The organism is Saccharopolyspora thermophila, from assembly GCF_014646075.1.
Lineage (GTDB): Bacteria > Actinomycetota > Actinomycetes > Mycobacteriales > Pseudonocardiaceae > Saccharopolyspora > Saccharopolyspora thermophila.
On sequence record NZ_BMMT01000014.1, the window covers coordinates 120,070 to 146,822 of the forward strand.

General features: G+C 71.1%; 26 protein-coding genes. 8 read left to right on the top strand and 18 right to left on the bottom strand.

The window, feature by feature from the left end:
- The first annotated feature begins 190 nt into the window (after nucleotides 1-190).
- Nucleotides 191-784, top strand: coding sequence for a GNAT family N-acetyltransferase (locus IEY17_RS18950; RefSeq protein ID WP_188989624.1), 594 nt, complete (start codon nucleotides 191-193; stop codon nucleotides 782-784).
- 110 nt (nucleotides 785-894) lie between these two features.
- Here the strand turns inward: IEY17_RS18950 and IEY17_RS18955 are convergent, their stop codons facing one another.
- Nucleotides 895-2,577 carry a DUF885 domain-containing protein gene (locus tag IEY17_RS18955; RefSeq protein ID WP_188989626.1) on the bottom strand — a complete coding sequence of 561 codons (1,683 nt, stop codon included), beginning with the start codon at nucleotides 2,575-2,577 and terminating at the stop codon, nucleotides 895-897.
- A gap of 84 nt (nucleotides 2,578-2,661) precedes the next feature.
- Between IEY17_RS18955 and IEY17_RS18960 the strand changes: the two genes are divergently transcribed.
- The gene (locus IEY17_RS18960; RefSeq protein WP_188989628.1) at nucleotides 2,662-3,330 is read left to right on the top strand and encodes a DUF3153 domain-containing protein; all 669 of its coding nucleotides are present in this window, start codon (nucleotides 2,662-2,664) and stop codon (nucleotides 3,328-3,330) included.
- A gap of 3 nt (nucleotides 3,331-3,333) precedes the next feature.
- On the opposite strand, the gene IEY17_RS18965 is transcribed toward IEY17_RS18960, so the two are convergent.
- Complete coding sequence (locus IEY17_RS18965) at nucleotides 3,334-4,203, bottom strand: methylenetetrahydrofolate reductase (RefSeq protein ID WP_188989630.1); 870 nt, start codon at nucleotides 4,201-4,203, stop codon at nucleotides 3,334-3,336.
- A gap of 135 nt (nucleotides 4,204-4,338) precedes the next feature.
- Between IEY17_RS18965 and IEY17_RS18970 the strand changes: the two genes are divergently transcribed.
- Together IEY17_RS18970 and crtI are read left to right on the top strand one after the other, a co-directional pair.
- On the top strand, nucleotides 4,339-5,442 hold the full coding sequence (locus tag IEY17_RS18970) for a polyprenyl synthetase family protein (protein WP_229680302.1): 1,104 nt from the start codon (nucleotides 4,339-4,341) through the stop codon (nucleotides 5,440-5,442).
- Nucleotides 5,442-6,920 (top strand): phytoene desaturase family protein, encoded by a 1,479-nt coding sequence (crtI, locus tag IEY17_RS18975; protein ID WP_188989632.1) that lies wholly within the window; start codon nucleotides 5,442-5,444, stop codon nucleotides 6,918-6,920. The genes IEY17_RS18970 and crtI overlap by 1 nt, the downstream gene beginning before the upstream one ends.
- Before the next feature lie 30 nt (nucleotides 6,921-6,950).
- Here the strand turns inward: crtI and IEY17_RS18980 are convergent, their stop codons facing one another.
- Complete coding sequence (locus IEY17_RS18980; protein WP_229680303.1) at nucleotides 6,951-7,316, bottom strand: Rv2175c family DNA-binding protein; 366 nt, start codon at nucleotides 7,314-7,316, stop codon at nucleotides 6,951-6,953.
- Nucleotides 7,317-7,545: 229 nt separating this feature from the next.
- On the opposite strand from IEY17_RS18980, the gene pknB reads away from it, so the two are divergent.
- Nucleotides 7,546-9,522 (top strand): Stk1 family PASTA domain-containing Ser/Thr kinase, encoded by a 1,977-nt coding sequence (pknB, locus tag IEY17_RS18985; RefSeq protein WP_188989633.1) that lies wholly within the window; start codon nucleotides 7,546-7,548, stop codon nucleotides 9,520-9,522.
- A gap of 228 nt (nucleotides 9,523-9,750) precedes the next feature.
- Nucleotides 9,751-11,310 carry a polyprenol phosphomannose-dependent alpha 1,6 mannosyltransferase MptB gene (gene mptB / locus IEY17_RS18990; RefSeq protein WP_229680304.1) on the top strand — a complete coding sequence of 520 codons (1,560 nt, stop codon included), beginning with the start codon at nucleotides 9,751-9,753 and terminating at the stop codon, nucleotides 11,308-11,310.
- A gap of 155 nt (nucleotides 11,311-11,465) precedes the next feature.
- On the opposite strand, the gene IEY17_RS18995 is transcribed toward mptB, so the two are convergent.
- From IEY17_RS18995 to IEY17_RS19035, 9 genes are all read right to left on the bottom strand, one after another.
- A complete protein-coding gene (locus tag IEY17_RS18995) occupies nucleotides 11,466-12,854 on the bottom strand; it encodes a class II 3-deoxy-7-phosphoheptulonate synthase (protein ID WP_188989636.1) in 1,389 nt (462 codons plus the stop codon).
- A gap of 310 nt (nucleotides 12,855-13,164) precedes the next feature.
- The gene (locus IEY17_RS19000) at nucleotides 13,165-13,608 is read right to left on the bottom strand and encodes an MFS transporter (protein ID WP_229680305.1); all 444 of its coding nucleotides are present in this window, start codon (nucleotides 13,606-13,608) and stop codon (nucleotides 13,165-13,167) included.
- Nucleotides 13,601-14,416, bottom strand: a complete 816-nt coding sequence (locus IEY17_RS19005; protein ID WP_188989637.1) for an ESX secretion-associated protein EspG — start codon at nucleotides 14,414-14,416, stop codon at nucleotides 13,601-13,603. Before IEY17_RS19005 ends, IEY17_RS19000 begins: the two co-directional genes overlap by 8 nt.
- A gap of 26 nt (nucleotides 14,417-14,442) precedes the next feature.
- The gene (locus tag IEY17_RS19010; RefSeq protein ID WP_229680306.1) at nucleotides 14,443-15,837 is read right to left on the bottom strand and encodes a PPE domain-containing protein; all 1,395 of its coding nucleotides are present in this window, start codon (nucleotides 15,835-15,837) and stop codon (nucleotides 14,443-14,445) included.
- A 38-nt stretch (nucleotides 15,838-15,875) separates the two neighbouring features.
- A complete protein-coding gene (locus IEY17_RS19015) occupies nucleotides 15,876-16,400 on the bottom strand; it encodes a DUF3558 domain-containing protein (RefSeq protein ID WP_229680307.1) in 525 nt (174 codons plus the stop codon).
- On the bottom strand, nucleotides 16,397-16,825 hold the full coding sequence (locus IEY17_RS19020; protein ID WP_188989641.1) for a hypothetical protein: 429 nt from the start codon (nucleotides 16,823-16,825) through the stop codon (nucleotides 16,397-16,399). The genes IEY17_RS19015 and IEY17_RS19020 overlap by 4 nt, the downstream gene beginning before the upstream one ends.
- Nucleotides 16,826-17,431: 606 nt before the next feature.
- Nucleotides 17,432-18,457 carry a 6-phosphofructokinase gene (locus tag IEY17_RS19025; protein ID WP_188989643.1) on the bottom strand — a complete coding sequence of 342 codons (1,026 nt, stop codon included), beginning with the start codon at nucleotides 18,455-18,457 and terminating at the stop codon, nucleotides 17,432-17,434.
- A 124-nt stretch (nucleotides 18,458-18,581) separates the two neighbouring features.
- Entirely contained in the window at nucleotides 18,582-19,082 is a 501-nt protein-coding gene (locus IEY17_RS19030) for a polyadenylate-specific 3'-exoribonuclease AS (protein WP_188989645.1), read from the bottom strand.
- A gap of 77 nt (nucleotides 19,083-19,159) precedes the next feature.
- Complete coding sequence (locus tag IEY17_RS19035; protein ID WP_188989648.1) at nucleotides 19,160-19,918, bottom strand: lysophospholipid acyltransferase family protein; 759 nt, start codon at nucleotides 19,916-19,918, stop codon at nucleotides 19,160-19,162.
- Nucleotides 19,919-20,175: 257 nt separating this feature from the next.
- On the opposite strand from IEY17_RS19035, the gene IEY17_RS19040 reads away from it, so the two are divergent.
- Nucleotides 20,176-20,625 carry a DUF308 domain-containing protein gene (locus tag IEY17_RS19040; RefSeq protein ID WP_188989650.1) on the top strand — a complete coding sequence of 150 codons (450 nt, stop codon included), beginning with the start codon at nucleotides 20,176-20,178 and terminating at the stop codon, nucleotides 20,623-20,625.
- Nucleotides 20,626-20,675: 50 nt separating this feature from the next.
- Here IEY17_RS19040 and IEY17_RS19045 read toward each other — a convergent pair whose 3' ends face one another.
- From IEY17_RS19045 to IEY17_RS19065, 5 genes are all read right to left on the bottom strand, one after another.
- The gene (locus IEY17_RS19045; protein WP_188989651.1) at nucleotides 20,676-21,623 is read right to left on the bottom strand and encodes an ROK family protein; all 948 of its coding nucleotides are present in this window, start codon (nucleotides 21,621-21,623) and stop codon (nucleotides 20,676-20,678) included.
- Entirely contained in the window at nucleotides 21,617-21,982 is a 366-nt protein-coding gene (locus IEY17_RS19050; RefSeq protein ID WP_229680308.1) for a hypothetical protein, read from the bottom strand. Before IEY17_RS19050 ends, IEY17_RS19045 begins: the two co-directional genes overlap by 7 nt.
- Nucleotides 21,979-23,193, bottom strand: a complete 1,215-nt coding sequence (locus IEY17_RS19055; protein ID WP_188989653.1) for an ArsA family ATPase — start codon at nucleotides 23,191-23,193, stop codon at nucleotides 21,979-21,981. Before IEY17_RS19055 ends, IEY17_RS19050 begins: the two co-directional genes overlap by 4 nt.
- 30 nt (nucleotides 23,194-23,223) lie before the next feature.
- Complete coding sequence (locus IEY17_RS19060; RefSeq protein ID WP_188989655.1) at nucleotides 23,224-23,667, bottom strand: SRPBCC family protein; 444 nt, start codon at nucleotides 23,665-23,667, stop codon at nucleotides 23,224-23,226.
- Nucleotides 23,668-23,730: 63 nt separating this feature from the next.
- On the bottom strand, nucleotides 23,731-24,519 hold the full coding sequence (locus IEY17_RS19065; RefSeq protein WP_188989693.1) for a metallophosphoesterase family protein: 789 nt from the start codon (nucleotides 24,517-24,519) through the stop codon (nucleotides 23,731-23,733).
- 201 nt (nucleotides 24,520-24,720) lie between these two features.
- On the opposite strand from IEY17_RS19065, the gene IEY17_RS19070 reads away from it, so the two are divergent.
- Nucleotides 24,721-26,529: an AMP-dependent synthetase/ligase gene (locus tag IEY17_RS19070; protein WP_188989657.1), complete on the top strand. Its 1,809-nt coding sequence runs from the start codon at nucleotides 24,721-24,723 to the stop codon at nucleotides 26,527-26,529.
- 122 nt (nucleotides 26,530-26,651) lie between these two features.
- Here the strand turns inward: IEY17_RS19070 and IEY17_RS19075 are convergent.
- Nucleotides 26,652-26,753 (bottom strand): IS3 family transposase (locus IEY17_RS19075; RefSeq protein WP_188989659.1); only part of this gene is annotated, 102 nt, incomplete at its 5' end.

Consider the following 26,753-nt stretch of genomic DNA (forward strand, 5'->3'; position numbering starts at 1 on the left):
CGTTCGAACATTTTCAGATTAGCGTCCTGCGCCGATCGACTCAAGCATTCCGCCGTAGCTCACCTGTTCGAGCCATGACCTGCGAAGATGGACACCCGAAAGGGTCAATGAGCCACCCGTGACGCCCGGTCGCAACGCCGGCTTCGGCCGCGAGAGGGACCACGCGCCGCGAACGGGTTAGTGTTCGGCCGTGACCGCCGCACCATCTCCCCGTTGTGACCGGATCACCGAGCTGACCAGCGACCAGCTCCGGGCACGACTCGCCGAGGCCCTCCAGGTCTACGTGACCGCGATGGGATACCCGCCCTCCACCGCCCAGCAGCGCGCCCCGATGTGGTCGGCGCACATGCTGCGCGCGGGCTGGCGGTGCATCGGCGCGTTCAGCGACCAGGACGAGCTGATCGGCATCGGCTACGGCTACCTCGGCGCTCCCGGCCAGTGGTGGCACGAACAGGTCCAGCGCGGCCTGCTGCGGACCGTCGGGAACACCGGGGACTGGCTCGACGACTACTTCGAACTGACCGAGCTGCACGTGCACCCGGCCAGCCAGGGCGGCGGGCTCGGCGAGGAGATACTGCGCCGCCTGCTGGCGGGCGCTCCGGGCGCCAAGGTCCTGCTGTCGACCCCGGAGGGCCCCACGCGGGCGTGGCGCCTGTACCGCCGGGTCGGCTTCACCGACGTGCTGCGCAACTACCGCTTCGCCGGCGATCCGCGCCCGTTCGCCGTCCTCGGCCGCCCACTCCCCCTGGACCCCCCGCAGCCGCCGAGCCACCGGACCCACTGAGGCAACCGCTTTCACCGACGAGGTGGAGCAGGCGCTCGACATCACCGCCGCCCACGGCGGCTGAGCGGTCCGGGCGGGGCGCCGCCCCTGGCGGAACCCCGCCCGGCGCGTCACAGCAGGGCCAGCTGCTCGCGGAGCGTGTCCAGCCCCATCCCGCCCATCTTCAGGGCCTTCGTGTGGAAGTCCTTCACGTCGAAGGCCGCGCCGTGGCGTTGCCGGGCCTCGTCCCGCGCCGCCCGCCACAGGCGCTCGCCGAGCTTGTACGAGGGGGCCTGCCCCGGCCAGCCCAGGTAGCGGTCGATCTCGTCGCGGACCTGCGCCGGGTCGGTCACCGTGCGGGTCAGCATGAACTCCAGGCCCAGCTCCGGCGTCCAGCGCTCGCCCTCGTGGAAACCGGTTCCGGCCGGGATCTCCAGCTCCAGGTGCATACCGATGTCCACCACCACGCGCGCGGCGCGGAACAGCTGGTCGTTGAGCATGCCCAGCAGGTTGCCGTCATCCTCCAGGTAGCCCAGCTCGCGCATCAGGCGCTCGGCGTAGAGCGCCCAGCCCTCGCCGTGGCCGGACACGAAGCAGGCCAGGCGCTGGAACTTGTTCAACCGTTCGGCCTCGTGCACCGCGGTCGCCACCTGCAGGTGGTGGCCCGGCACTCCCTCGTGGTAGACGGTGGAGACTTCACGCCAGGTCGGGAAGTCCTCCCTGTCCGCGGGCACCGACCACCACATCCGGCCAGGCCGGGAGAAGTCGTCGGTCGGGCCGGTGTAGTACGCCCCGACACCGCCGCCGGGCGGGGCGATCCGGCACTCCAACCGCATCAGCGGGTCGGGGATCTCGAAGTGCGTGCCGCGTAGGTCCTGCAACGCCTGGTCGGACAGCTGCTGCATCCACTCCTGGAACGCGTCCTGGCCGTGCACCTGGTAGCGCGGGTCGGCGTCCAGCGCCTCGGCGGCCTCGGCCAGCGAGGCACCGGGCCTGATCCGGTTCGCGATCTGCTTCATCTCGGCCTCGATGCTGGTGAACTCCGCCCAGCCCCACTCGTATGCCTCGCGCAGGTCCAGCCGCGCGCCGGTGAAGTACCGCGACCACAGCCGGTACCGCTCCTCTCCCACGGCGTCCTTCGCCGGGGCCTTCGGCAGCAGCTCGCCACGCAGGAAGTCGGCCAGCCCGGCGTAGGCGGCGGCCGCCGCCTCGGCCGCCGTGTCGAGTTCGCTGCGCAGCGAGTCGTCGACGCCCTCGGCACGGGCGACCAGCGACGCGAAGAACGACGACTGCCCGCCGCGACCCGACCAGGTGTCGCACTGCTCGGCGACCTTGCGGACCTGCCGGGCCGCCGAGACGTTGCCGCCCGCGGCCGCCGCCAACAGGCCGGCGCGCAGGCTGCGCACCGACTCCGGCACCGCCGCCAGACGGCGCGCTAGGGTGCGCCAGTGCTCCGGGGTCTCGATCGGCATCAGGTCGAAGACCTGGCGAAGCTCCTGCACCGGGCTGGCGATGACGTTCAGCGACGCCATGTCGGCACCAACCTCGTGCAGCTCCAGGTCCAGCCCGACGCGTTCGGCGAACACCGCCTGCGCGATCCGCTCCGAGTCGTCACGCGGCTCTGCGGCCCGCACCGCCGCCAGGCTGCGGCGGGCCAGCTCGGCGCGCGCCTGGTACCCGTCCGGCGAGTAGTCGGTCAGCTCGTGGTCGTGACCGGGCACCCCCAGGTAGGTGGCGGCGACCGGGTCGAGCGCGACCAGCTCGTCGACGAACCGGTCGCTGATCTCGTGCACTCCGTTGTGGTCAACTCCCATGGGCGCCACGCTATCGCGCCCGGACTACGGCGATGGAGGCATCGCGATCGGCGAAAGGGGCCTCGAGGTGGGAAGATCGCCGGGGTGGAGGGACAGACACCGCGCCGCCGCGCCGCCCTGCTGATGGTGCTGTTCAGCGTGCTCGGCACGCTGCTCAGCGGCTGCCTGCACGTCAACGCGTCGCTGAACATCTCCGGGGAGGACCTGGTCTCCGGCGAGGTCCTGGTGTCCACCCAGACGGCCGACGGGCAGGTCCCGTTCCGGCTGCGCCCGCCGGAGCAGCTGGCCGACCGGGTGCGGGTCACCCCGTACCAGAACGCGGACCGGGTGGGCTCCCACCTGTCGTTCCACGACCTGACCTTCCCGGAGGTCGGGCAGCTGGCGGAGGCGATGAGCCCGTCGGACTCCCGCTACCAGGTGCATCTGTCCCGGTCCGGTTCGCTCGTGACCTTCGACGGCGACGCCGACCTGACGCCGCTGGCCAACACCGACTCCGGTGTCGAGATCAAGATCAGCGCCCCCGGCGAGATCACCAACACCAACGGTCAGGAGAGCGCCGGGACGGTGTCCTGGGTACTGCAGCCCGGCGAGGTCACCGAGCTGTCGGCGACCTACCAGTTCGCGGATGCCGCGGCCAGCGACTGGATCGGCTGGGCCCTGCTCCTGGGCGGCCTCGTGCTGGCGTCGGCGCTGCTGGTGGCCCTGCTGGCGCTGCGCGCGCATCTGCGCAGCCGGGCCGACGAGCTCGTGTGACGCTCACAGACCGAGGTTGGCCACCACCTGGCGGGTCGCTTTGGAACGGTTGAGCGTGTAGAAGTGCAGCGCCGGCACGCCCTCGTCGATCAGGCGCGCGCACAGGCCGGTGATCAGATCCACCCCGGCCGCGCGGAAGCCCGCCGGGTCGTCGGCCAGCGGCATCAGCCGGTTGGTCACCTCGGGCGGCACCGGCACCCCGGCGAGCTCGCCGAACTTGGCCAGCACCCGCGGGGTGGTGATCGGCATGACGCCGGGCAGCAGCGGGACGTCGCAGCCCCGCGCCGCCATCCGGTCGCGCAACCGCAGGAAGTGCTCCGGATCCAGGAACAGCTGGGCGATGGCGAACCCGGCGCCCGCGCGGATCTTGCGCACCAGGAACTCCACGTCGGTCTCCAGGTCCGGGGAGCGCGGGTGGCCGTGCGGGAACGCCGCCACGCCCACGCAGAAGTCGCCGAGCTCCCGGATCAGCCGCACCAGTTCCTCGGCGTAGGTCAGGCCCTCGGGGTGGCGGATCCACTCGCCGTTGGGGTCGCCCGGCGGGTCGCCGCGCACCGCGAGCACGTTGTGCACGCCGCAGGCCGCGTACCAGCCGATGACGTTGCGCAGCTCCGCGACCGAGTGATCCACCGCGGTCAGGTGCGCCATCGGCGTCAGCGTGGTCTCCTGCGCGATCCGGCCGGTGGTGCGAATGGTGCGGTCGCGGCTGGACCCGCCCGCGCCGTAGGTGACCGAGACGAACGCAGGGTCCAGTGGTTCCAGCTCCCGCACGGCCCGCCAGAGGATGCGCTCCTCCTCGTCGCCGCGCGGCGGGAAGAACTCCACCGAGAACCTCGTGCGCTCGGCGTTCAGCCGGTCCACCACCGCAGTCATGGCACCCAGCATAGGGATTCGGCGGCTACGCTCCGGAGTCTTCCCAGAGGCTGGGAGGCCGCCCGGTGGCCCCGCCAGTCGCAATCCGACGGCATCACGGAGGATGGAGGTGTGCCACCGATTCACCCCGTCGCCGTGCGAGCAACCGACAAGGACGTCGTCGTGGAGCGCGACCTGCCAGGCCAGGTACAGCAGACGCTGAGCGAGTTCCTGCAGGACCGCCGCGCCGAGGCCGCCGACCTGAATCCGGCGTTCGCGGCCGCCGTGGCGGAGCTGGCCGGGTTCGTGCTCGGCGGCGGAAAGCGGATCCGGCCCACCTTCGCCTGGTGGGGCTGGCGCGCCGCCGGTGGCGTCCCCGACGGTCCGGCGGCGACGGCGATGCTGCGCGCGGCCAGTGCGCTCGAGCTGCTGCAGGCGTGCGCGCTGGTGCATGACGACCTGATCGACGACTCCGACACCCGGCGCGGCAAGCCGACCGTGCACCGCAGGTTCGAGCAGGTGCACCAGGAGTCCGGGTTCGCCGGCGACGCGGCCCAGTTCGGCATGGCCGCCGCGGTCCTGCTGGGCGACCTGGCGCTGTCCTGGGCCGACGACATGTTCCACACCGCCGGGATCGAGCCCCGCGCGCTGGCCCGGGCGCTGCGCCCGTGGCGCGCCATGCGCACCGAGGTGCTCGCCGGCCAGTACCTGGACGTGGTCGGCCAGTACCGGGCCGACGAGACCCCGCAGGCCGCGTTGCGGATCTGTCAGCTGAAATCCGCCTCCTACACGGTGCAGCGCCCGCTGGAGCTGGGTGCGGAGGTCGCCGAGGCCGGCCAGGAGGCGTTGCAGGCGCTGCGCCGCTTCGGGTCCGACATCGGGGTCGCCTTCCAGCTGCGCGACGACCTGCTCGGCGTGTTCGGCGACCCGGCGGTGACCGGCAAACCCGCCGGCGACGACCTGCGCGAGGGCAAGCGGACGGTGCTGGTCGCCGAGGCCGTGGCCGCCGCCCGCGAGCGGGGCGACCAGGCGGCGCTGGACCTGCTGCGCGGGGTGCTGGGCGATCCGGAACTCGACGAGGAGCGGGTCGAGCAGGCGCGTGGCGTGCTCATCGAACTGGGTGCGGTGGCCGCCGTGGAGCAGCGGATCACCGAGCTGACCGGCTCGGCCATGCTGGCGCTGCACGCCGCGGGGCTGGCCGAACCCGCCGCGACGCGGCTGGCGGAACTGGCCATCGCGGTCACCGACCGCACGCGCTGATGCGGACCGTCGTCGGCCGCACCGACCGCGTGGTGGTCGTGGGCGCCGGGCTCGCCGGACTGGCCGCCGCCCTGCACCTGGCCGGCGCGGGACGGCAGGTAATCGTGGTCGAGCGTGCCGCCGTGCCAGGCGGGCGCGCGGGCGTCCGCGAACTGGCCGGGTACCGCATCGACACCGGCCCCACCGTGCTGACCATGCCGGAGCTGGTCGACGAGGCCCTGCACGCGGTCGGTGACTCGCTGGCCGAACGCCTGGACCTGCTGCCGCTACACCCGGCCTACCAGGCCCGGTTCGCCGACGGGTCGGTGCTGGACGTGCACACCGACGCCGCCGCCATGGAACAGGAGGTGCGGCGGTTCGCCGGGCCGGCGGAAGCCACCGGGTACCGGGGGTTGCGGCGCTGGTTGACCGCGGTGTACCGGGCGGAGATGCACCGGTTCATCGACGCGAACTTCGACTCGCCGCTGGACCTGGTTTCCCCGGAGCTGGCCCGGCTCGCCGCGCTGGGCGGCTTCGGCCGACTCGGCCCGGCCATCGGCCGGTTCCTGCGCGACGAGCGGCTGCGCCGCGTGTTCTCCTTCCAGGCCCTCTACGCGGGGCTCGACCCGCGGCGCGCGCTGGCGCTCTACGCGGTCATCTCCTACATGGACACCGTCAACGGCGTGTGGTTCCCGCGCGGCGGCATGCACGCGGTGCCGAAAGCCCTTGCCGCCGCGGCAGCGGACGCGGGTGTCGAGTTCCGGTACCGCACCGAGGTCGTGGGCCTCGAACGCCGTGCCGACCGGATCACCGCGGTGCGCACCGCAGGCGGCGAGCGTATCGCCGCCGATGCCGTGGTGCTCACGCCCGACCTGCCCGTCGTCCAGCGGCTGCTGGGGCACCGGCCGCGACGGCGGCTGCGGTGGTCGCCGTCGGCCGTGGTGCTGCACGCGGGCACGACGCGGCGCTGGACCGAAACCCACCACACGATCTCCTTCGGCGCCGCGTGGGAGCCCACGTTCACCGAGATCATCCGCGACGGCAGGCTGATGACCGACCCGTCACTGCTGGTCACCCGGCCCACCGCCAGCGATCCGACGCTGGCACCGACCGGCCGCGAGCTGCACTACGTGCTCGCACCATGCCCGAACCTGCAGACCGGGCCGATCGACTGGGAGCGGGTCGGCCCGGCCTACCTGGACGAACTGGTGGACGTACTGGAGCGGCGCGGGTTCACCGGGTTCGGCGCCGCGGTCGAGACCCACGAGCTGGTCACGCCGGTCGACTGGGCGGCGCAGGGACACGCGGCCGGAACACCGTTCTCCGCCGCGCACACCTTCGCCCAGACCGGCCCGTTCCGCCCCCGGAACCTGGTGCGCGGCCTGCAGAACGCGGTGTTGGCCGGCTCCGGCACCACGCCGGGCGTCGGAGTCCCGCCGGTCCTGCTCTCGGGCAAGCTGGCGGCCCAGCGCATCACCGGTGGGCGGCCGGCCCGCTGACGCACCACCCCGGAGGCGGGGTGGGACGAGCTAGAAGCCCATGGCCTGGGCCCTTCTCTTCACCTCCCGCCCGCGGTTACCGCGCAGGGCGTCGACCGGCGTGCCGGGCAGCGAGTCGTCCGGGGTGAACAGCCACCGCAGGATCTCGTCGTCCTGGTAGCCGGCATCCCGGAGGAGGGTGATGGTGCCCCCCAGCCCCTTCACGACAGCCCTGTCGGCGAGGAACGCGGTGGGCACGCCGAGCACGCCACCGCGGCGCAGGGCGAGCAGATGACCATCACGGATCAGTTGATGCACCCGGGTCACGGGCTGTCCGAGCCGCTCGGCGACATCGGGCAGCGGGAGGACCTCCACTTCGGGAGCGAGCACATCCGGAGCAGCAGGGATCGCACTCACGCTGCACACCTTGCCACATCACCGACCGCGGTGCCGCGCACCGCACGGATTCTTTTCAGGCCCTCGGCGGCGCCGCCTGGTCACCGCGGGCGAACCCGGGCCGCCCGGCGCACACCCCTTACGATCAAGAACGTGATCCGTCTCGCTCCCGGCGTGCCAGGCCCGCCCCACGTGGCTCCGGCCACCTGCCACAATCGGGGCGGAAAGGTTACCCGGCGGTTGGCGGAACATGACTTCTGAGACACGCTCCGGACGCGGCGCGAGCCTCGTCGGGGCACTGCTCGAACGCCGGTACCGGGTCGATTCGCTGATCGCCCGAGGCGGCATGTCCACGGTGTACCGCGGGCTGGACACCCGGCTGGACCGGCCGGTGGCCATCAAGGTGATGGACGCGCAGTACTCCGGCGACCGGTCCTTTGTGAACCGCTTCGAGCTCGAGGCGCGCGCCGCCGCCAAGCTGCACCACCCCGACGTCGTGGCCGTCTACGACCAGGGCGTGGACCGCTCTCCCGACGGCGACCTCGTGTTCCTGGTGATGCAGCTGGTGGAGGGCTGCACGCTGCGCGACGTGATCATCGACCGGGGCGGCCGCCTGCCGCTGCCGCTGGCGCTGAGCGTGATGGAGCCGGTGCTGTCCGCGCTGGCCGCCGCGCACCGGGCGGGCATGGTGCACCGCGACGTCAAGCCGGAGAACGTCCTCATCGGCACCGACGGCTCGGTCAAGGTCGCCGACTTCGGCCTGGTCCGCGCGGCCGCGTCGGCCGGGACCACCAGCGGCAGCATCATCCTGGGCACCGTGGCCTACCTGTCGCCGGAACAGGTCACCACCGGGGCGGCTGACGCCCGCACGGACGTCTATGCCGCGGGCATCGTGCTGTACGAGATGCTGACCGGCCAGCCGCCGCACGTCGGCGATACCGCGTTGTCGGTGGCCTACCAGCACGTCAACGACGACGTGCCGCCGCCGCGCGAGCAGGTCCCGGACCTGCCCGCGCCGATCGACGAGCTCGTGGTGCGCGCGACCCGGCGCGACCCGGCGCAGCGCCCCGAGAACGCCGACGCCTTCCTCGCCGAGCTGCGGCAGGTACGCACCGACCTGGGCATCTCGCTGGTCCCGGCCGCGGCGGAGCGCACCCAGCAGATGGCGTCCGCCGGTGATCCGCCGACCGAACAGATCCCGGTGGTGCGCGACGCGGCGCCCAGACCGCCGCAGCGCACCCGCGCGATGCTGCGCCCGAACCTCGACGACGACGAAGACCACACCCACGAGATGGCCGCCGTTCCGGCCGCGCGGCAGCGACCGCTGGCGGAGCGCAGTCGGGGTCGACGGAACGTGGCGCTGTGGACGGCCGTGGTGCTGGTGCTGGCCGCGCTGGTCGGCGGCAGCGCGTTCTGGCTGGGGCTGGGCAGCACCGTCCAGGTGCCCCGGGTCGTCGGCCAGCCGGAGGCCGCCGCGCAGCGGGCGCTGGAGGAGGCCGGACTGAGCGCCACCATCACCCGGGAACACCACAACACCGTCGCCGAGGGCGTGGTCATCAGCTCCTCCCCCAAGGAGGGATCCCGGATGCGCAGCGGCGGCAGCGTCACGCTCGTGGTATCGCTGGGCAAGCCGAGGGTCCCGGCGATCGCCGCGGGGACCACGGTCGCCGAGGCGGAGAGCGCCCTGCGCAACGCCAAGCTGAAACCCAAGCTCGACGAGTCCCGCGACCAGTACCACAGCACCGTCCCGGAAGGCCGGGTGATCAGCACCGATCCGGCGCCGGGCACACCGCTGGACATCAGCTCCGAGGTGACGCTGATCGTCAGCAAGGGCGCCCCGCCGGTGCATATCCCGAACGTGCGCGGGATGAGCCGCGACGAGGCGTTCATGACGCTGCGCAACGCCGGGTTCGAGCCGTACGAGGCGGGCCGCCAGTTCGATTCGGGTATCGCCGGTGACCACGTGATCAGCACCGACCCCGCCATCGGCAGCGAGGTTCGGTTGGTGGGTCGGCCGCGGGTCGGCGTGGTGCTGTCCAACGCCGTGCAGGTGCCCGACCTCACCGGTGTCTCGGTGGAGCAGGCTCGACAGCAGCTCGCCGCGCTGGGGCTGACGTTGAACGTGAACGCGTTCTTCCAGCGCCCCAACATGGTCATCTTCGGTCAGTACCCGCTGGCGGGCAGCCAGGTGGAGCCGGGGTCGACCATCCACGTCACGGCGTTCTGACCCTTCCACGCAGCGGAAGGGAACACCTGGTCGAGTGATCTACATGTGTGATCCTGATCTCGTCATCAGGTTGTAACGTTTTCGTCCGGCCGGGGTCTACCAGCGGCTACCCCCGACCCCATGATCACCGGATCGTCGTAGCGCGGGCCCCGACACGGGCGGTCTTTCCTGGTCACAGGGGCATCGACGGTGGGTTGTGGAAATATTGGAAGAACCATGCCCCCGAGTGTGTCGACCGAGTCGGCGCCCGACTGGCCCGAACGGACCAGCCGTGCTGCCGCCGACCAGCCCAGCCTCGGCGGACGGCAGCACGGTCGTCCGCTGCCCTGGCGCACCGTCGCGCTCGGCGCCATCGGGTCGGTGCTGCTGCTGGTCGGCTCTTTCGGCGCCGGCGGCACGCTCGTCCACGACCCCATCCTCGGCTCCGGCCCGCTGTCGGTGCTTCGCTACGGGCACGGACGCGACGTCGCCGTCACCGTGGTCTACGTCGGGTTCGCCCTGCTGGTGTGGGCGTGGGTGCGGCTCGGCCGCGGCGTGCTGGCCCACCTGGTCGGCTCCCGCGGCGTGCTGCTGGCGACCGCCGCCTGGCTCGGCCCGATGCTCATCGCGCCACCGCTGTTCACCCGCGACGTCTACAGCTACCTCGGGCAGGGCCTGCTGGCCGTGAACGGGCTGGACCCCTACGGCGTGGGCCCGTCCGCGCTGACCGGCCCGATCCCGGAGAACGTGCACCCGACCTGGCAGACCACACCGGCCCCGTACGGGCCGCTGTTCATCGGGGTCGCCAAGGGTGTCATCCTGCTGGCCGGGCACGACATCATCGCCAGCGTCATCGCGATGCGGCTGGTGCTGCTCGGCGGCCTGGTGATGCTGGTCTGCGCGCTGCCGGGCCTGGTCCGGCACCTGGGCGGGCGGCTGCCGGTGGCGCTGTGGCTGGTCGCGGCCAGCCCGATGACGGTGGTGCACCTGGTCGGCGGTCCGCACAACGACATGCTGATGATCGGGCTGCTCTCGGTCGGCACGCTGCTGGTACTTGACGGGCGGCACGCCGCCGGGATCGCGTTGGCGTCGGCGGCGATGGCGATCAAGGCGACCGCCGGGCTGGCGCTGCCGTTTCTGGTGTGGATCTGGGCGTCCCGGCTGACCGGTCCGCTGTGGCAGCGGTTCTCCCGCGCCGTAATTCCGGCGCTGGGCGTGTTCGCGGTCGTCTTCGGGTCGTGCACCGCGCTGGCCAAGGTCGGGTTCGGCTGGCTGTCCGCGCTGTCGGCACCGGGCATGATCGTCAACTACCTGTCCGCGCCGACGGCCGTCGGGCAGGCCGTGCACAGCCTGGTGTCGCTGTTCGGCGAGACCAACATCTGGCCGTTCGTGGGCACCACGCGCACGCTGGGGTCGGTGCTGCTGGTCTTCATCGTCGCCTGGAACTGGTGGCAGGCCCGCAGCGGAGGTGTCGAGGCGGTGCGGCGGGCCGCGATCGTGTTGTGCTGCGGGGCGTTGCTCTCGCCGGTGCTGCTGCCGTGGTACCTGAGCTGGGGCCTCGCCCTCGCCTGCGCCCTGCCGTGGACGCCGCGGGCACTGTCGTACGTGGTCGGCGTGTCCATCGCGCTGGTGCTGGCCTACTCTCCCGACGGCGAGCAGGCCATGTACAACTGGCCGTTCGTGGCGGTGAGCATCGGCGCGGCGCTGCTGGGTGCGCTCTCGCTGCTGCGCTTCGACCCGCTGGGCCTCAGCCAGCACCTGGGCCGGCTGTCACGCACTCACGCCACGCCGCGCGAAGTACAGCCCTGACCGCGGACACGCCGACCTCCGGGTGCGGGTCACCACCCGCACGGGGCTGCGCTGAGCGGGCTACCGGAGCGGGCAGCGACGAAGCTGACCGTCGAGCGCGCGTCGGCCGGACGTGACGGTGCGGGCACCGCGCCGGCGGTGCCCGCCCGCGGTCGTCAGCCGCGGAGCATCTCCGCGACCAGGAACGCCAGCTCCAGCGACTGCTGGGTGTTCAGGCGCGGGTCGCAGGCCGTCTCGTAGCGGCCCGCGAGGTCGGTGTCGGAGATCTCCTGGGCGCCGCCGAGGCACTCGGTGACGTCCTCGCCGGTCAGCTCGATGTGGATGCCGCCCGGGTGGGTGCCGAGCCGGTGGTGCACCTCGAAGAAGCCCTGCACCTCGTCGACGATCCGGTCGAAGTGCCGGGTCTTGTATCCGGTGCTGGACTCGTGGGTGTTGCCGTGCATCGGGTCGCACTGCCAGATCACCTGGTGCCCGGAGGCGGTGACCTTCTCCACGATCGGCGGCAGCACGTCCCGCACCTTGCCGTTGCCCATCCGGCTGATCAGCGTCAGCCGCCCCGGCTCGTTGTTCGGGTCCAGCCGCTCGACGTATTCCACGGCCTGCTCGGGCGTGGTGCCCGGGCCGATCTTGATGCCGATCGGGTTGGAGATCAGCTCGGCGAAGGCGATGTGCGCGCCGTCGAGCTGGCGGGTTCGCTCACCCACCCACAGGAAGTGACCGGACAGGTCGTACAACCGCGGTACGTCACTGCTGGTGTCCAGGCGCAGCATGGCCCGCTCGTAGTCGAGCACCAGCGCCTCGTGGCTGGCGTAGAACTGCACCGAGTGCAGGCTGGAGTCGTCGACGCCGCAGGCCGCCATGAACCGCAGGCCGCGGTCGATCTCGGCGGCCACCGACTCGTACCGCTCGCCCGCCGGCGAGTTCAGCACGAAGTCCTTGTTCCAGTCGTGCACCTTGGTCAGCGCGGCCATCCCGGCGCTGGTCAACGCGCGGGACAGGTTCATCGCAGCGCTGGCGTTGGCGTAGGCACGGATCAACCGCGACGGGTCGTGGCGGCGCGCTTCCTCGGTGGCCACCAGCGAGTTGATCATGTCGCCACGATAGGACGGCAGGCCCAGGGCGTCGGTGTTGCTGGACCGCGGCTTGGCGTACTGCCCGGCGATCCGCCCGACCTTGACCACCGGCATGCTTGCGCCGTAGGTCAGCACCACCGCCATCTGCAGCAGTGTGCGGATGTTGCCGCGGATGTGCGGCTCGGTGTTGTCCGCGAAGGTCTCCGCGCAGTCACCCCCCTGGAGCAGAAACGCCTCACCGCGCGCGACCGCGGCGAGGTGCTGGCGCAGCTGGTCCACCTCGGACGGAACGGTCACCGGGGGGACGCTCTCCAGCACCTTCCGGACTTTGACGGCCTGGTCCGGGTCCGGCCACTGCGGCTGCTGCACGGCGGGCCGGGCCAGCGCGTCGTCCAGTCGGGCACGCAGCTCCGGCGGGAGCGGCGGCAGCTCGGGAAGATCATCTACGGGGACGTCGACGGTCCAGTTCACCCGTCCAGAATAGGGGCTGCCCGCCACTGGTTTTACCCCGGGCGAGCCGTCCCACAGCGACGTCCCACGATGCGGATGCCCAGCGGACGTCGATTCAGTGGCGGATCAGTAGGCGCCGCTGAGCGTGCGGTGGTCCCAACTGATCTTCCGGGTCGGTGTGAAGCGCAGTCCGACCCGCTTGGCGGCCTTGGCCCGCAGCGCCGCCCGGGCCTCCTCGCTGTCGACCGTTCCCGCCCCGTAGCGCTCGGCCAGCGCGAGGCCGATGCGCTCGACGTCCTCGGGAACCCGGTCGGCCCGGCAGCCGCGCGGCTCAGCGCGCCGCGGCCTCCTCCCGCCACTGCGCCTCGACGGCGTCCGCGTCGTAGCCCACCGGCTCCCAGCGCTTGACCAGCAGCGCCACCAGGCCCATCAGCGGCGCCAGCGCGATCACCCAGAACACGCCGCTGCCCAGCGCCGCGCTGAGCACCGGGAAGAAGAACAGCGCCAGCGTGGAACCGACCCGCAGGGTGCCCTGGTTGAACCCGATGCCGGTGCCACGCATCGAGGTCGGGTAGCTCAGCGACGCGAAGCTCATGAAATGCGCGCCCGGCCCGGACGCCTGCGCGAACATGAACGCGCCCAGCGCGAAGATCGCGAACAGCACATACGCGGTGGCCGACGGCTTGCCGACGAGCGCCAGCACGACCAGCGAGGTGCACTGCACGGCGAAACCGGCGAAGGTCAGCTGCCACGCGCTGGACCAATGCTCAGCCACGCACAGCTGCCACCAGCTGGTCGATCGTGGCACGGATCACTCCGCCGTCCGCCGGAGTGATCACGTACATCTGTTCGCCGGTCGAGCCGCGCTCGCTGTGGTCGAGATAGCGGCCATCGGGTTCGGCATTGTCGAACCAGCGCACCACCTGGGACCGGCGCACCCGGCCGTACCGGTCGCGCAGGTTCGCCGCCAGCTGCCCGCCCCGCACGTGCACCGCCTGCCCGATCTCGTGGTATGCCGCCACCTGCTGATCGCCGCTGCTGCCGCGCGAGTGCGATACCTGCTCCAGGAGGCTGTCGAGCTCTTCGCGCGGGTTCTGCCGGAGCGAGCTCTCCGGTACGCGCACCGGTGCCCGGTTTCCCGGCCGGGCGGGTGGGAGCGTCGGTATGAGGACCTCGGACAGCGTTGTTCTCTCGTGTACCTCGACGGTGAGCACACCGCCGAACCGCTCGGTCTCGCCTGGTCCCTGAACGCCGAGCACGACGCGCTGACCTTCGGTCATCGCCACGACCGCGCGCCAGGCGTGGTCGCTGGCGAAGTCCGGGAACCACAGGGAATCCACCCACAGGTACGGCTTGGCGAGCACCTTCAGTGCTCGTGCCAGGCGAGGCTCGATCTCATTGCGGACCAGGATGCCCAGCGCCTCCATTGTGCTGGCTTCGCGCCGCGCCACCTCACCGAGTTGCTGGGTGGTGCGACCGTAGGACGGCCCTTCCAAGGGGAGTGTCAAGTCATCAAGGTCGAGGTAGCTGCGCGCGAGGTACAGATGCAGCGGATGCAGTTGCCAGCGGCCGACGAGGGCCACGTGTCCTCCCAGGATGTCGGATGGAATCAGGCACCGAACACGGGCGGGGCCGTCCTGGGCATGTCGTCGAGCCAGACGTCGTCCTGCTCTTGGAGCCAGCTGGGACGCTCGTGCTCCTGGTCTTCACCGCCCTGGCCGCGTTGACCGGCCCCGGCCATCCCGGCACCCGCTCCCGCACCGCGCGCTGCGGACGCCCCCGCGCCACCGGCCCCGGCTGCACGGGCTCCAGCACCCAGACCACCCGAACCGGCCCGACCACCTGGTCCGAGTACGCCCGGACCCGCACCGAACCGACCAGCGCCGAGGCCACCGGCTTTCCCGGCGCCCGCACCGAGGCCGCCAGCGCCGCCGCGACCCGTTCCGGCTCCGCCGCCAGGCCGCGAAACCATGCCAGGGCCAGGCAGGAACCCGACGCCCGGGTCACCCACCCCGGCACGGCCGGGAACGCCCGTGCCGGGAAGAGCGCCGGGCGAACCTGTCCCGCCACCGCCCGGCGCCCATGCTGCTCCGGTGCCGGCCGGAGCGGTGGGCCCGCTCCCAACAACACCACCGATCCCCGCCCCGACCTCGCCTGGTCCGGCCTCGACATGACCGGTTCCGGTTGCCGACGAGCTCCGGCCGGTGCGCCCCGTAGGGGTCACCGGCGGTGGCGGCGGATCGATCGGCGGTGGCGGCGGCGGTGGCGGCGGCGTCACGGGCCGACCGTCGAGGTCCCGGAACGCCGGTACAGAGCTGTCCACGTTGGAGTAGGTGGGGCTGAGCACCCGACCCATCGTTTCCTGCGCTGCTCGCTCGGCCTGCTGCCGTTCCCGCATCTGCGCCATCACGTCGATGGGCGCACCAACACCGGTGGGGACGCTGGCCAGAAATGTCCTCCCGTAGTGGTGGCCTTCGGGCTCGGGCACCATGACCTTGACCTGACCGGCGGCCGTGGCGGCCTCCTCGATCTTGTTGCCGGTCATCTGGAAAGCATCGGCACTGCCCGACATCCACTGGACCAGTGGCTCGGCCGACCGGTTGGCCGCATCGGCGGCCTCGCCTTCCCAACCGCCCTGGATCGCCGCGCTTGCCTCCTGCTGCAACTCCGGCCCGATCGCCCGCAGCTTGTCGGCTATTTCCCGCCACTGCCGAGCGACCTCGGTCGCCTTGGCCTGGTCCAGTGAGCGCTGGTTGGTGTCATAGAGTTCCCGGTGGCTGTAGGACTGCCAGTTCTCCTGCTGGGTAATGGACGCGGGATCAAACCCCATGCCGTTCATCAAGGAACGGTTCTGCGCCTCCAGGTCCTGACGCAACTGCTCGTTTTTGTGCTGCAACCCGTGGGCCATCGCCTGCCGCGCCATCTCGGCCCGCGAATCGTACCCGAACAGATCCGCACCCGCGTCGAAAACCTGCCCGGCACCCTCCCTGACATCCTGGGCCAACCCACCAGCCCATTCCAAAAACCCCATCGAACCCCCAGCTACCTCGGCATCCGAGGCGCGATCGTCTCAGCGATCCGCAACGCCTCAGCACACTCGTCAAGACCCTGGTCACGAAACTCGCTGACATCGATGATGATCACGCCGCCACCAGCGTCGAACAAAGCGGAACAAATCCGCGCCTGCGTCGCACTCTTGTCGATGGCACTGGCCGCCGGGCGGCCATCAACCTCAACCCGATCGAACTTCGCCCAGTTGTCCTGCCGACCGTACGACTCGACCGACTTCTCCTGGTTCTTGGAGAAAGTTGCCCTGAATGGCCGTCCATTGAAGCGGCAACCTGGCTCCGAGGTAATTCCCGTGTCAGGCTCGCCTGACGTCTCAAAGCCGAGCGACGTCAGCTCCTCAGGCTTGAGCAAGGTGCACGGGTCGATCTCGGCAAGTCCCTGTGGCTGCTGCGTAGCGGGAGCAGGATCCCCGTTCGATTCCGCACCACCGCAGCCAGCTGCAGCCAGCACGACCGTGCCAGCGCACACCGCGACCAAAGTTCGAAACCACGCCCTCACGCCTGACTACCTCTCTGCAAGTCCTGACCGATCTGCTCGTCAGCAGCAACGTAGTCCCTGGCCGCCTGACGGTAGAGATCCGCCTTCCGGATCAACTCATCGCGGAGCTTTCCCAGGAGATCCGCCGCTCCTGTTGACCCGTTGGTAGCCTTGCGGCCAAACTTCGCAGCTAACTCCTGCGCTGAACCGTATGCCCCTAAGCCCTCTACACGGACCAACTTGAGTGCTGCCTGCGCAAGATCGTCGACTTCTTCGGCCTTGCGTTCGTAGACGTCGGCGGCCTTGTTGGCGGCATCCGGGTTCATCTTCAGCCGGCCCGCCGAGATCTGCTGGGCCAACTGGTCGTTCTGCTGCGAGATCACCCCCAGTGCCGCACCAGCACCGGCGAAGCCCGCCACATCCCCAGGCACGAACCTGTCCGACACCCGAAACCCCCTCCGGCACAGGCGATCAACCGGAGAACACCCTACTGAGTCGGACAGCCCACCCGCAGACGAACACGAAAAAAGATCACGTCGCAGCCACCACATCACCCGCTCAGCCGAGCCAGAAGCGCCGCCCACCGACCCGCAAGAACCAACGCCGGCCCCTCCGGATCCTCTGCATACGCGCCGCAACCACATCCCCGGCGGAGCTTTTCAACCACACCACGCGGCCAGACATCGCTCGCGCCCTTCCCGCCAAGAAACCCGTGGCCACCGTCGCTGCTCGCGCGTACTCCTGTCTGAAGTAGCCCTGGAAGCAACGCGGTTTCGTAGTTGAACTCCGACCTGGCCAGCCCTTCGAGCCCCACGAATGTCTTGAACCAGTCCGGCACGACGTCTGCCCAGGGCGCCCACCACGTACGCGCGTCGGAACTGCCAGACAGGCTCACTAAACGATCTATGTCGTTTGCCGCCGGACACCTCTTCCGCTCCGCCGAAGCCGCACACGCACTGCTCTCGCGGCACTCGAACCTGCACCTTGTCTGGGTCTGACCACACGAAAAGGCACCGCCGCCCGGCCGGGCAGCGGTGCCCTCGACAACCGCGTCAGCCGAAGAGGACCTCGGCTTCCGCGTAGCGCTCCAGCGGCACCGTCTTCAACGACGCGGTCGCCTCGTGCAGTGGCACGCGGACGATGTCCGTGCCGCGCAGGGCGACCATCTTGCCGAAGTCGCCCTCGGTCACCGCGTCGATGGCGTGCAGGCCGAAGCGGGTGGCCAGCACCCGGTCGTAGGCTGTCGGGGTGCCGCCGCGCTGCACGTGGCCGAGCACCACCGCGCGGGACTCCTTGCCGGTGCGCCTGCTGATCTCCTCGGCCAGCCAGGTGCCCACGCCGCCCAACCGGACGTGCCCGAACGCGTCCCTCTCCCCGGTCAGCAGCAGCTCCTTGCCGCCCTCGGGGATCGCGCCCTCGGCGACCACGATGATCGGCGCGTACTGCCGCTCGAACCGCTGCTGCACCCAGTCGCAGACCTGGTCCACGCTGAACTGCTTCTCCGGCACCAGGATCACGTTCGCGCCGCCGGCCAGGCCCGAGTGCAGCGCGATCCAGCCCGCGTGCCGCCCCATCACCTCGACCACCAGCGCCCGGTGGTGCGACTCGGCGGTGGTGCGCAGCCGGTCGATGGCCTCGGTGGCGATGTGCACCGCGGTGTCGAAACCGAAGGTGTAGTCCGTGGCGTCGAGGTCGTTGTCGATGGTCTTGGGCACGCCCACCACCGGCACGCCCTCATGCGTGAGCTGCTCGGCCACGCCGAGGGTGTCCTCACCGCCGATCGCGATGAGCGCGTCCACACGGTGCTCGGCCAGCGTCGCCTTCAGCTTGGCGATCCCGTCGTCGATCTTGTACGGATTGGTGCGCGAGGAGCCCAGAATCGTGCCGCCGCGGTTGAGGATCTCCTCCACCGCGTCGAGCGTCAGCGGCGTGGTCAGCCCCTCCACCGGCCCCAGCCAACCGCTGCGGAAACCCAGGATCTCGTGCCGGTGCACCGAGATCCCCTTGCGGGTCACCGCGCGGATCACCGCGTTGAGCCCGGGGCAGTCGCCACCGCCCGTGAGCACTCCGACACGCATTCCAGTCGGCATCGTGTTCGCCGCCTCCTCAGTCCAACCCAGTCGGGAAGTGATCCACGTCTCTCCCCCCTCGGCGCCAAGACTGGCACGGACTGGATCGGTGCAGCAAGTACCCGGGCCGTCATCAGGCGAAGCCGCGCCTGCGGCGCACGTCCTCCAGGACCTTCCAGCGCTCCAGGTTGTGTTTGGCGTCGGCGAGCGCGTCGTGGGCGTTGGCCGGGGCCGGCGGCAGCTTCGGCTTGCCCAGGTCCTCCCACCGCTGCCGCAGGTCGCGGGTGAACTTCGGGATCCGCGACGGCAGCATCGGCATCGCACCCCACAACTGGGCCAGCGCCACGTGGTCGTAGGCCGCGTACCAGGCCCACAGCTCGATGTTCTCCCCGCTGCGCGCGGTCAGGAAGGCGTAGAGGTCCTCACGGATGCGGGCCCGCGAACGCCAGCACGGGTCAGCGGGCGGCGGCAACTGCGGCAGCACGTGCTGTCGGACCCAGGAACCGGCCCGAGCAGCGTCGAACTCGGTGGACACCGCGTAGAACTCGCGGCCGGACTCGTCGACCATCCCGATCGACACCAGCTCGATGGTGCGTCCGTCCTCGATGAACTCGCAGTCGTAGAAGTACCGCACCGGGCAAGCCTAGGAGAAGCTGTCCGGGCTGGTTTGCGCAGGTGGCCCCGCAGCCGGTGCTGATCCTGCGCGTGCGGTCAGCCCGCCTTCGACTCCGGCATCCGGCCGCCGCCCGGCCGCTGCGGCGAACCCGTCCAGCCCGCCACGCCGCGGCCCTGCGCCGCCAGGTCGTCCTTGATCTTCGCCGCGTAGACGTCGACGTACTCCTGACCGGACAGCTCCATCAGCGCGTACATGATCTCGTCGGTGATCGCCCGCTCCACTGAGCGATCGCCGGCCATGCCCTCGTAGCGGGAGAAGTCCAGCGGCGGCCCGACCTTGATCAGCACCCGGTGCGGGCGCCACATCCTTGAGCCGATCGGGTTGACCTTGTCGGTGCCGAACATCGCGATCGGGATCACCGGCGCGCCGGACTCCAGAGCCATCCGCGCCACCCCGGTCTTGCCCTTGTACAACCGGCCGTCCGGCGAGCGGGTGCCCTCCGGGTAGACGCCCAGCAGCTTGCCCTCGGCCAGCAGCCGGATTCCGGTGTCCAGCGCAGCCTGCGCGGCCGCGCCGCTGGAGCGGTCGATGGGCACCTGGCCGACGCCGGAGAAGAAGTACTTCTTCAACTTCCCCTTGACGCCCTTGCCGGTGAAGTACTCCCGCTTGGCCAGGAAGGTCACCCGCCGCGGCATCATCAGCGGCATGAAGAACGAGTCGGCGACCGCCAGGTGGTTGCTGACCAGGATCGCGCCGCCGGTGCTCGGCACATGCTCGACACCCTCGATCTTCGGACGGCAGAACAGCTTCATCAGGGGCCCGAGCAGAATGTGCTTCAACACCCAGTACAACACCGCGCCGCCGCCTCCTAGCTGAACCGAGTTCCCTGCTCAGCCTACGGAGCGGTGAATGGCGGCACAATGCGACCTTGGTCGACCGCCGATGAGACCACCCCACATGTCGGTCCCGCGTGCGACCATGATGCGGTACTGGCACGCCGATGCTGTTGGGAGGCTGCGGTGCCCGTGCTCTCCGGCGACGCACCGGCGCTGATCGGCGACGGCGTCGAGTCCCTGCGACGGATCCCCCGCGAACCGGCCGAGGACGTCGTATGACCACGCGCCGCGACAACCCCGACGGGCCGGAGGACATCGACGCCGCCTTCGCCGAGATCGTCGCCGACCTGGAGCGGGACTCGATGTTCTCGCGGTTCTCGCGCTGGCCGGACGCCGACCGCGCCGAGAAACCCGAGGACGCCGCCGAACCGGCACGGACCGCGGACAGCGGCCCGCGGGACTGGACGGTGCCCGCGAACGAGGAGGACGAGCACTACGTCCCGCCGGAACCGCCGCCGCTGCCCACGCCGCGCCCGGCCACGCTGATCGGCATCGTGGTGATCGCGGTCGGCCTGGTGCTGTTGCTGGTGCCCGGCCTGGCCGGATTGTCCACCGCCGTCACGCTGCCCCTCGGGCTGGTGCTGATCAGCGGGGGCATCGGCTGGCTGCTGCTGCGGCTGCGGCAGACCCCGCCGAGTTCCGACGACGACGGCGCCCAGGTGTGAGTTCCGCAGCGGCCCGCGACCGCTCCGGGCGGCGGGACGTCGCCCCCGGGTCAGGAGCGGGCGGTCGAGATGGCCAGGACGTGTTCGCGGGCCAGCGTCGCCGCGCCGATTACCGCCGCCGGGTCGCCGTAGCGGGCGACGCTGACGCGCGCCAGCGGCCGGTGCCCCGCTCCCGTGACCGCGGCGGCGTAGTGCTTGATCGCGGCGTCGAGGAACAGGTGCGCGGAGCCGGACACACCACCGCCGATCACCACGACCTCCGGGTCGTAGACGTCGGCCACCAGCGCCAGCCCCTCCCCCAGCCAGCGGGCCAGTTCGGCCATCGCCCGCCGGGCCACCGGGTCGCCCGCGGCGGCGGCCTCGGCGACGTCCACCCCGGTCGGTTCGGGCAGCGCCGCCAGCGTGCTGGGCTCGCCGCTGGTCCGCATGATCTCCACGGCCGTGGCGGCCAGCGCGGTTCCGCTGCAGTAGCGCTCCCAGCAGCCCTTCTTGCCGCAGGCGCACGGCCGCCCGTCCGGGACGAGCCGCAGGTGCCCGAGTTCCGGAGCGACGCCGTGGGCGCCGCGGAACACCTCGCCGTCGATCACCAGCGCGCCGCCGATGCCGGTGCCGATGGCCACCAGCGCGGCGACCTTCGCGCCCGCTGCGGCGCCGAAGCGCTGCTCCGCGACACCCGCGGCGTTGGCGTCGTGCTCCAGTACCACGGGCAGGCCGAGCCGGGCGGCCAGTTCGTCGGCGACCGCGACGTGCCGCCACGCCAGGTGCGGCGCGAAGCGCACCACGCGCCGGTCCTCGCTGACGAACCCGGCCACCGCGAGCCCGACGGCGGCCACCGGGTAGCGGTCGGCCAGCGCCCGCACCGAGGTGGCGATGGCCGCGTTCAGCTCCGGGCCGGTGCCCGGGGTGGCGACGCGATGGGTTTGCAGGATCTCGCCGTGCGGATCAACCACGCTCGCGCGCACACAGGTTCCGCCGACGTCCACTCCGATGGTCAACAACGTGATGTGGCCTCGGTTTCGTCCAGTACCCGGCCGGCGACCCGCTGCACCCCGATGTGCTGCACCTTCGCCGGTACGGGTTCGTCCTCGGTGTCCTCTTCGGACTCCGTTTGGTGGTCGGCGAGCAGCGCCCGCAGAGCCTGCACGACGCCCACCAGGTGTTCCTTGAGCTCGGGGTGCTGCCCGCGCAGCAGGCCCACGGCCGCGCATACCGGGCACCACCCGCACCCGGCGCGGACCGCCTCGCCCTGCTGCGCGCAGCCGCGCAGGTACTCCTCGGCCTTGCCGGCCGCCGCGTCGAGCAGCAACCGCAGCTCCTCGACGAGCTGGTCGTCCCGCATCCGCTCCACCAGCCTCACCGCATCCACTGTTCGGGGTCGGGCCGGAACCGCACGGTCAGCCCGTCGTCCCCGGCGATCGCCGAAGTAACGATGCACCGCCGCAGCACCGCGGGCAGCGCGACCAGCCGGCGCCGGCCGTCGACCGTGATCGCCAGCTCGTCGCCGATGCGAGCGAGGTCCAGCTCCGCCGACGGGTGTAGCGGCAGCGCGATCCGCAGCTCGTACTGCGAGTCCAGGTCTCGGCCGCCGCCGCTGACCCGCATGCCGGGCAGCGGCGAGCCGTTCTCCAGCGGATCCGCTCCGCCGTAGAGCTCGGTACCGAGCTCCAGCAGCGCCTCCGCCCCGACCGGCTCGGTGGCCCGGTGCTCGACCGCGCGCAGCGGCAGGTCGGTGGTCTCCCGCAGGGCGTCGAGCACCCTTTCCTGCTCGCGGCGGCGGGTCCGCAGCCACCCGGCGGCGGCGCCGCGTGCCGAACCCGGGTCCGGCACGACGCGGTTGGCGACCAGCCCGTCCACCTGGATCTGCTGCAGGGCGAGCGCGGTCAGCGCCCGGCGCGTCTCGGCCACGACCACCGTCTCCGGGGTGAGCACCAGTCGGACGCTGGTGCCGGGGGCGGTCAGCATGTCCCGGAGCGCGGTGAGCCGCTCGGCCAGCCGACCCAGACCGTCGGCGACCGCGTCCCAGCGCTCCACCTGGTCGCTGCCGGCGATCCCGGCCAGCAGGCCCCGCACGGCCCGCCGGTGCGCCGGGAACAGCCGCTCCAGGTACCCGGCCAGCGACTCGGGCAGCGCCAGCAGGCGTAGCGTCTCGGCGGTCGGACCGCAGTCGACGACCACGGTGTCCCACAGACCACTCGCGGACAGCCGGTGCACCTCGGCGAGTGCCAGCAGGTCCTCCACGCCCGGCAGCACCGTCAGCTCCGCCGAGTCGACCTCACCGACCCCGGCGCCACGCAGCATCGTCCGCAGGTGTTCGCGCAGTTCGTGCCACGTGCCGTCGACCAGGCCACGGGTCTGCACCTCGGCGGCGTGCAGCACCGCCTCCGAGTTGAGCCGCAGCTCCTGCGGTTGCGCCCCGAGTTCGACGCCGAGTGCGTCCGCCAGGGAGTGCGCCTGGTCGGTGGAGACCACGAGCACTTTGCCGCCCCGTTCGGCGACGCGGGCGGCGGTGGCGGCGGCGAGGGTGGTCTTGCCGACCCCGCCCTTTCCGGTGAACAGCAGGATTCGCAACGGTGTCTCGGAATTCGGGTGTGGGACGGACTACTTGGCGCTCTCGACGCGGCGCTTGAGCTCCTTCAGCGCCGTATCCATGATCATCTTCTCCGCCTTGCGCCGGAACAGGCCGATCATCGGGATCGCCAGGTCCACGGCCAGGCTGTAGGTCACCTCGGTGCGGTCGTCGGCCAGCGGCACGAGCCGGTAGCTGCCGCGCTGCGCCTTCTGCACCTGGCCCTCGGTGAGCTGCCAGCTCACCGACATCCCGTCGGACGCCCACTCGTAGGCGTTGACGTAGGTGTCCTTGACCACCCCGGCGTCCAGCACGAAGCGGACCCGTTCCGCGCGGCCGTCCGCGGTGCGCGACAGCACCTCGGTCTCCTTGACCGCCTCCGCCCACTCCGGGTAGGCGGCGAAATCCGCGATGACAGCCATGATCCGCGCGGCGGGGGCCTCGATCACGATGGACTGGGTGGACTGATCGACCATGCGCCGCAGGTTACCGGGTGCGGTGGGAGCCAGCGCCGCGGAGGAGCTGGTTTTTCCTCACCTTCACCACTCGATCACGTAGGGTCGACCGGTGCGCTTGAAGTGGCCCACGTTGACGCACTCGGTGCGGCCGATGCGCATGCGCTGGGCCAGCGGCTGGTGGACGTGCCCGAACAGCGACCAGCGAGGCCGGTCGGTGGTGATCCGCTCCACCAGCGCGGCCGACCCGTACTCCGGTCGCCGGGCCACCACGTCGTAGGTAAGTTCCGGCACGTTCGGCGGCAGGTGGGTGCACAGCACGTCCACCGGCGGCAGCCCGGCGACCACGCGGTCGTACTCGTCCTCGGTGCGCAGGTACGGCACCCACGCGGAGTGCCGCCGCAGCACGGCCCCGGGCGGCAGCAGCGTGCCGCCGACGAAACCGAAGGTCAGGCCGCCGATCTCGACGCTGTCGCCGTCGAGCACGTGCACGCCCTCCCGGGCGAACTCGGGCCACAGGTGCGGCGCGTCGACGTTTCCGGGGGTGGCGTAGGTGGGCGCGGTCATCGCGGCGAACAGCTCGGCGTACTGCTCCCGGACCGCCTCCTCCACCACCTTCGCCGGGTCGGCCAGCCCCGCCCACAGCGACCGCGCGTAGGCGCCGAGCTCGGGTCCGCGGCGGCTGCGCCGCAGCTCCGCGAACCGCGCCACCTTCTCGGGCCCGAAGACCCGGCCGAGGATGCCCTTGCCGTGGTCGTGGTAGTCGACGAAGTCGATGAGGTCGCCGAGCACCACCACCGCGTCGGCCCCGTCACCGGCGCGCTTGAGCCCCTCGACGTTGCCGTGGACGTCCGAAACGACGTGGACGCGCAACTCAACTCCCATCCTGCGTGTTCCTGCCCCGAACCTAGCGCCGCAGGGCCCACCGGCACACCGTCCGACCGGCGGGACGCCGCAGATCGCGGAGACGACTACGCTGAGTTGACCGCCGGTGGGCAAGCAACGGGGACTACCGCTCAGTAACTATCGGCGTTAGGTTGTGCCCCACTGACTGCGTGTATCGGAGGTTTCGACGTGCGAGAGTTCAGCGCGCCAGCCATCACGACGGTGGCCGAGGACGAGAACCTCACCGACATGGTGTGGGCCAACGCCGAACGTTTCGGAAGCACGGTGAGCTTCCGCCGCCGGGTGGACGGCACCTGGGTCGACGTCACCGCCGCTGACTTCGCCGCGCAGGTGCTCGCCGTGGCCAAGGGCCTGATCGCCGCCGGGCTGGCGCCGGGCGACCGGGTCGGGCTGATGTCGCGGACCCGATACGAGTGGAGTCTGCTGGACTTCGCCATCTGGGCCGCCGGCTGCGTCACGGTGCCCATCTACGAGACCTCCTCGGCCGACCAGGCCGAGTGGATCCTCACCGACTCCGGCGCCCGGGCCGTCATCGTCGAGACCGAGTCGCACCGCGCCGAGGTCGACAAGGTCGTCGACCGGCTCCCCGAGGTGTCGCACATCTGGCAGATCGAGGGCCCCACGAGCGACGGCGCGGCCTCCGCCGTGGACGAGCTGACCGCGCTCGGCGCGGAGGTCGACGACCGCGAGGTGCACCTGCGGCGCCGCGCGGTGCGCGCCGAGGACGTCGCGACCCTGATCTACACCTCCGGCACCACCGGCCGCCCCAAGGGCTGCGTGCTGACCCACCGCAACATGCTCGCTGAGGTGCGCGCCGACATCGAGGCGTTCCCGCAGCTGACCAAGCCGGGCAACTCGATGCTGATGTTCCTGCCGATGGCACACGTGCTGGCCCGCGCCATCACGGTGATGTGCGTGTACGGGCGGGTGACGCTCGGCCACACCAGCGACGTCAAGGAACTGGTCGCCGATCTGGGCTCGTTCCGACCGACCTTCCTGCTGGCCGTGCCGCGGGTGTTCGAGAAGGTCTACAACACCGCCAAGCAGAAGGCGCACGGCAGCGGCAAGGGGCGCATCTTCGACGCCGCCGAGGATACCGCGGTCGCCTACAGCCAGGCCCTCGACTCCGGCGGTGCGCCGCTGCCGCTCAAGCTCAAGCACCTCGTGTTCGACAAGCTCGTCTACGGCAAGCTGCGGGCCGCGCTGGGCGGGCGCTGCATCGCGGCGGTGTCCGGCGGCGCGCCGCTGGGCGAACGGCTGGCGCACTTCTTCCGCGGCGTCGGCGTCCCGGTGCTGGAGGGCTACGGGCTCACCGAGACCACGGCCGCCGCCGCGGTCAACGTGGAGAGCGCGTTCAAGGTCGGCACGGTCGGCCGCCCGATCGCCGGGACGTCCATCCGCATCGCCGAGGACGGCGAGGTGCTGATCAAGGGCGACGTGGTGTTCAAGGAGTACTGGAACAACCCGGACGCCACCAAGGAGTCCATCGAGGACGGTTGGTTCCACACCGGTGACCTGGGGTCCCTGGACGACGAGGGCTTCCTGCGTATCACCGGGCGGAAGAAGGAGATCATCGTCACCGCGGGCGGCAAGAACGTCGCCCCGGCGGTGCTGGAGGACGCGCTGCGCGCCCACCCGCTGATCAGCCAGTGCATGGTGGTCGGCGACAAGAAGCCGTTCATCGGCGCGCTGATCACCCTCGACCCGGAGTTCCTGCCGTCCTGGCTGGCCAACCACTCGCGGCCCACCGACACCCCGGTCGCGGAGCTGGTCGACGACCCGGACCTGCGCGCGGAGGTGCAGAAGGCGGTCGACGAGGCCAACAAGGCGGTGTCCCGGGCCGAGCAGATCAAGCAGTTCCGGATCCTGCCGGAGGACTTCACCGAGGCCAGCGGAGAACTGACGCCGAGCATGAAGCTCAAGCGCAACAAGGTCGCCGAGAACCACGCAGCGGAGATCGAAGCGATCTACTCCTGACCATCGACCAGGCAAACTCGGGAGCCCACCTGCGGTGCTGGGTTCCCGATCTGAAGGGCGGTGTGGGAAGGGCACCTTCGACCTGACTGGTCCCCCGGTGGTTGGACTCGTTAATTAAGAGTCTAGGCGGCGAGGGTCTGGGCCCGGTATTGGACCGGGCTCAGACCCTGGCAGTGTGTGTGGCCTCGTGTGGTGTTGAACCAGGTGATGTAGTCCTTTAGCGC

What these genes read in the sequence shown, in the direction of transcription:
- IEY17_RS18955 (WP_188989626.1), bottom strand. Translation starts at nt 2,577, where the DNA reads ATGGGAGTTGACCACAACGGAGTGCACGAGATCAGCGACCGGTTCGTC.
- IEY17_RS18965 (WP_188989630.1), bottom strand. Translation starts at nt 4,203, where the DNA reads ATGACTGCGGTGGTGGACCGGCTGAACGCCGAGCGCACGAGGTTCTCG.
- crtI (WP_188989632.1), top strand. Translation starts at nt 5,442, where the DNA reads ATGCGGACCGTCGTCGGCCGCACCGACCGCGTGGTGGTCGTGGGCGCC.
- pknB (WP_188989633.1), top strand. Translation starts at nt 7,546, where the DNA reads ATGACTTCTGAGACACGCTCCGGACGCGGCGCGAGCCTCGTCGGGGCA.
- IEY17_RS19025 (WP_188989643.1), bottom strand. Translation starts at nt 18,457, where the DNA reads ATGCGTGTCGGAGTGCTCACGGGCGGTGGCGACTGCCCCGGGCTCAAC.
- IEY17_RS19040 (WP_188989650.1), top strand. Translation starts at nt 20,176, where the DNA reads ATGACCACGCGCCGCGACAACCCCGACGGGCCGGAGGACATCGACGCC.
- IEY17_RS19060 (WP_188989655.1), bottom strand. Translation starts at nt 23,667, where the DNA reads ATGGTCGATCAGTCCACCCAGTCCATCGTGATCGAGGCCCCCGCCGCG.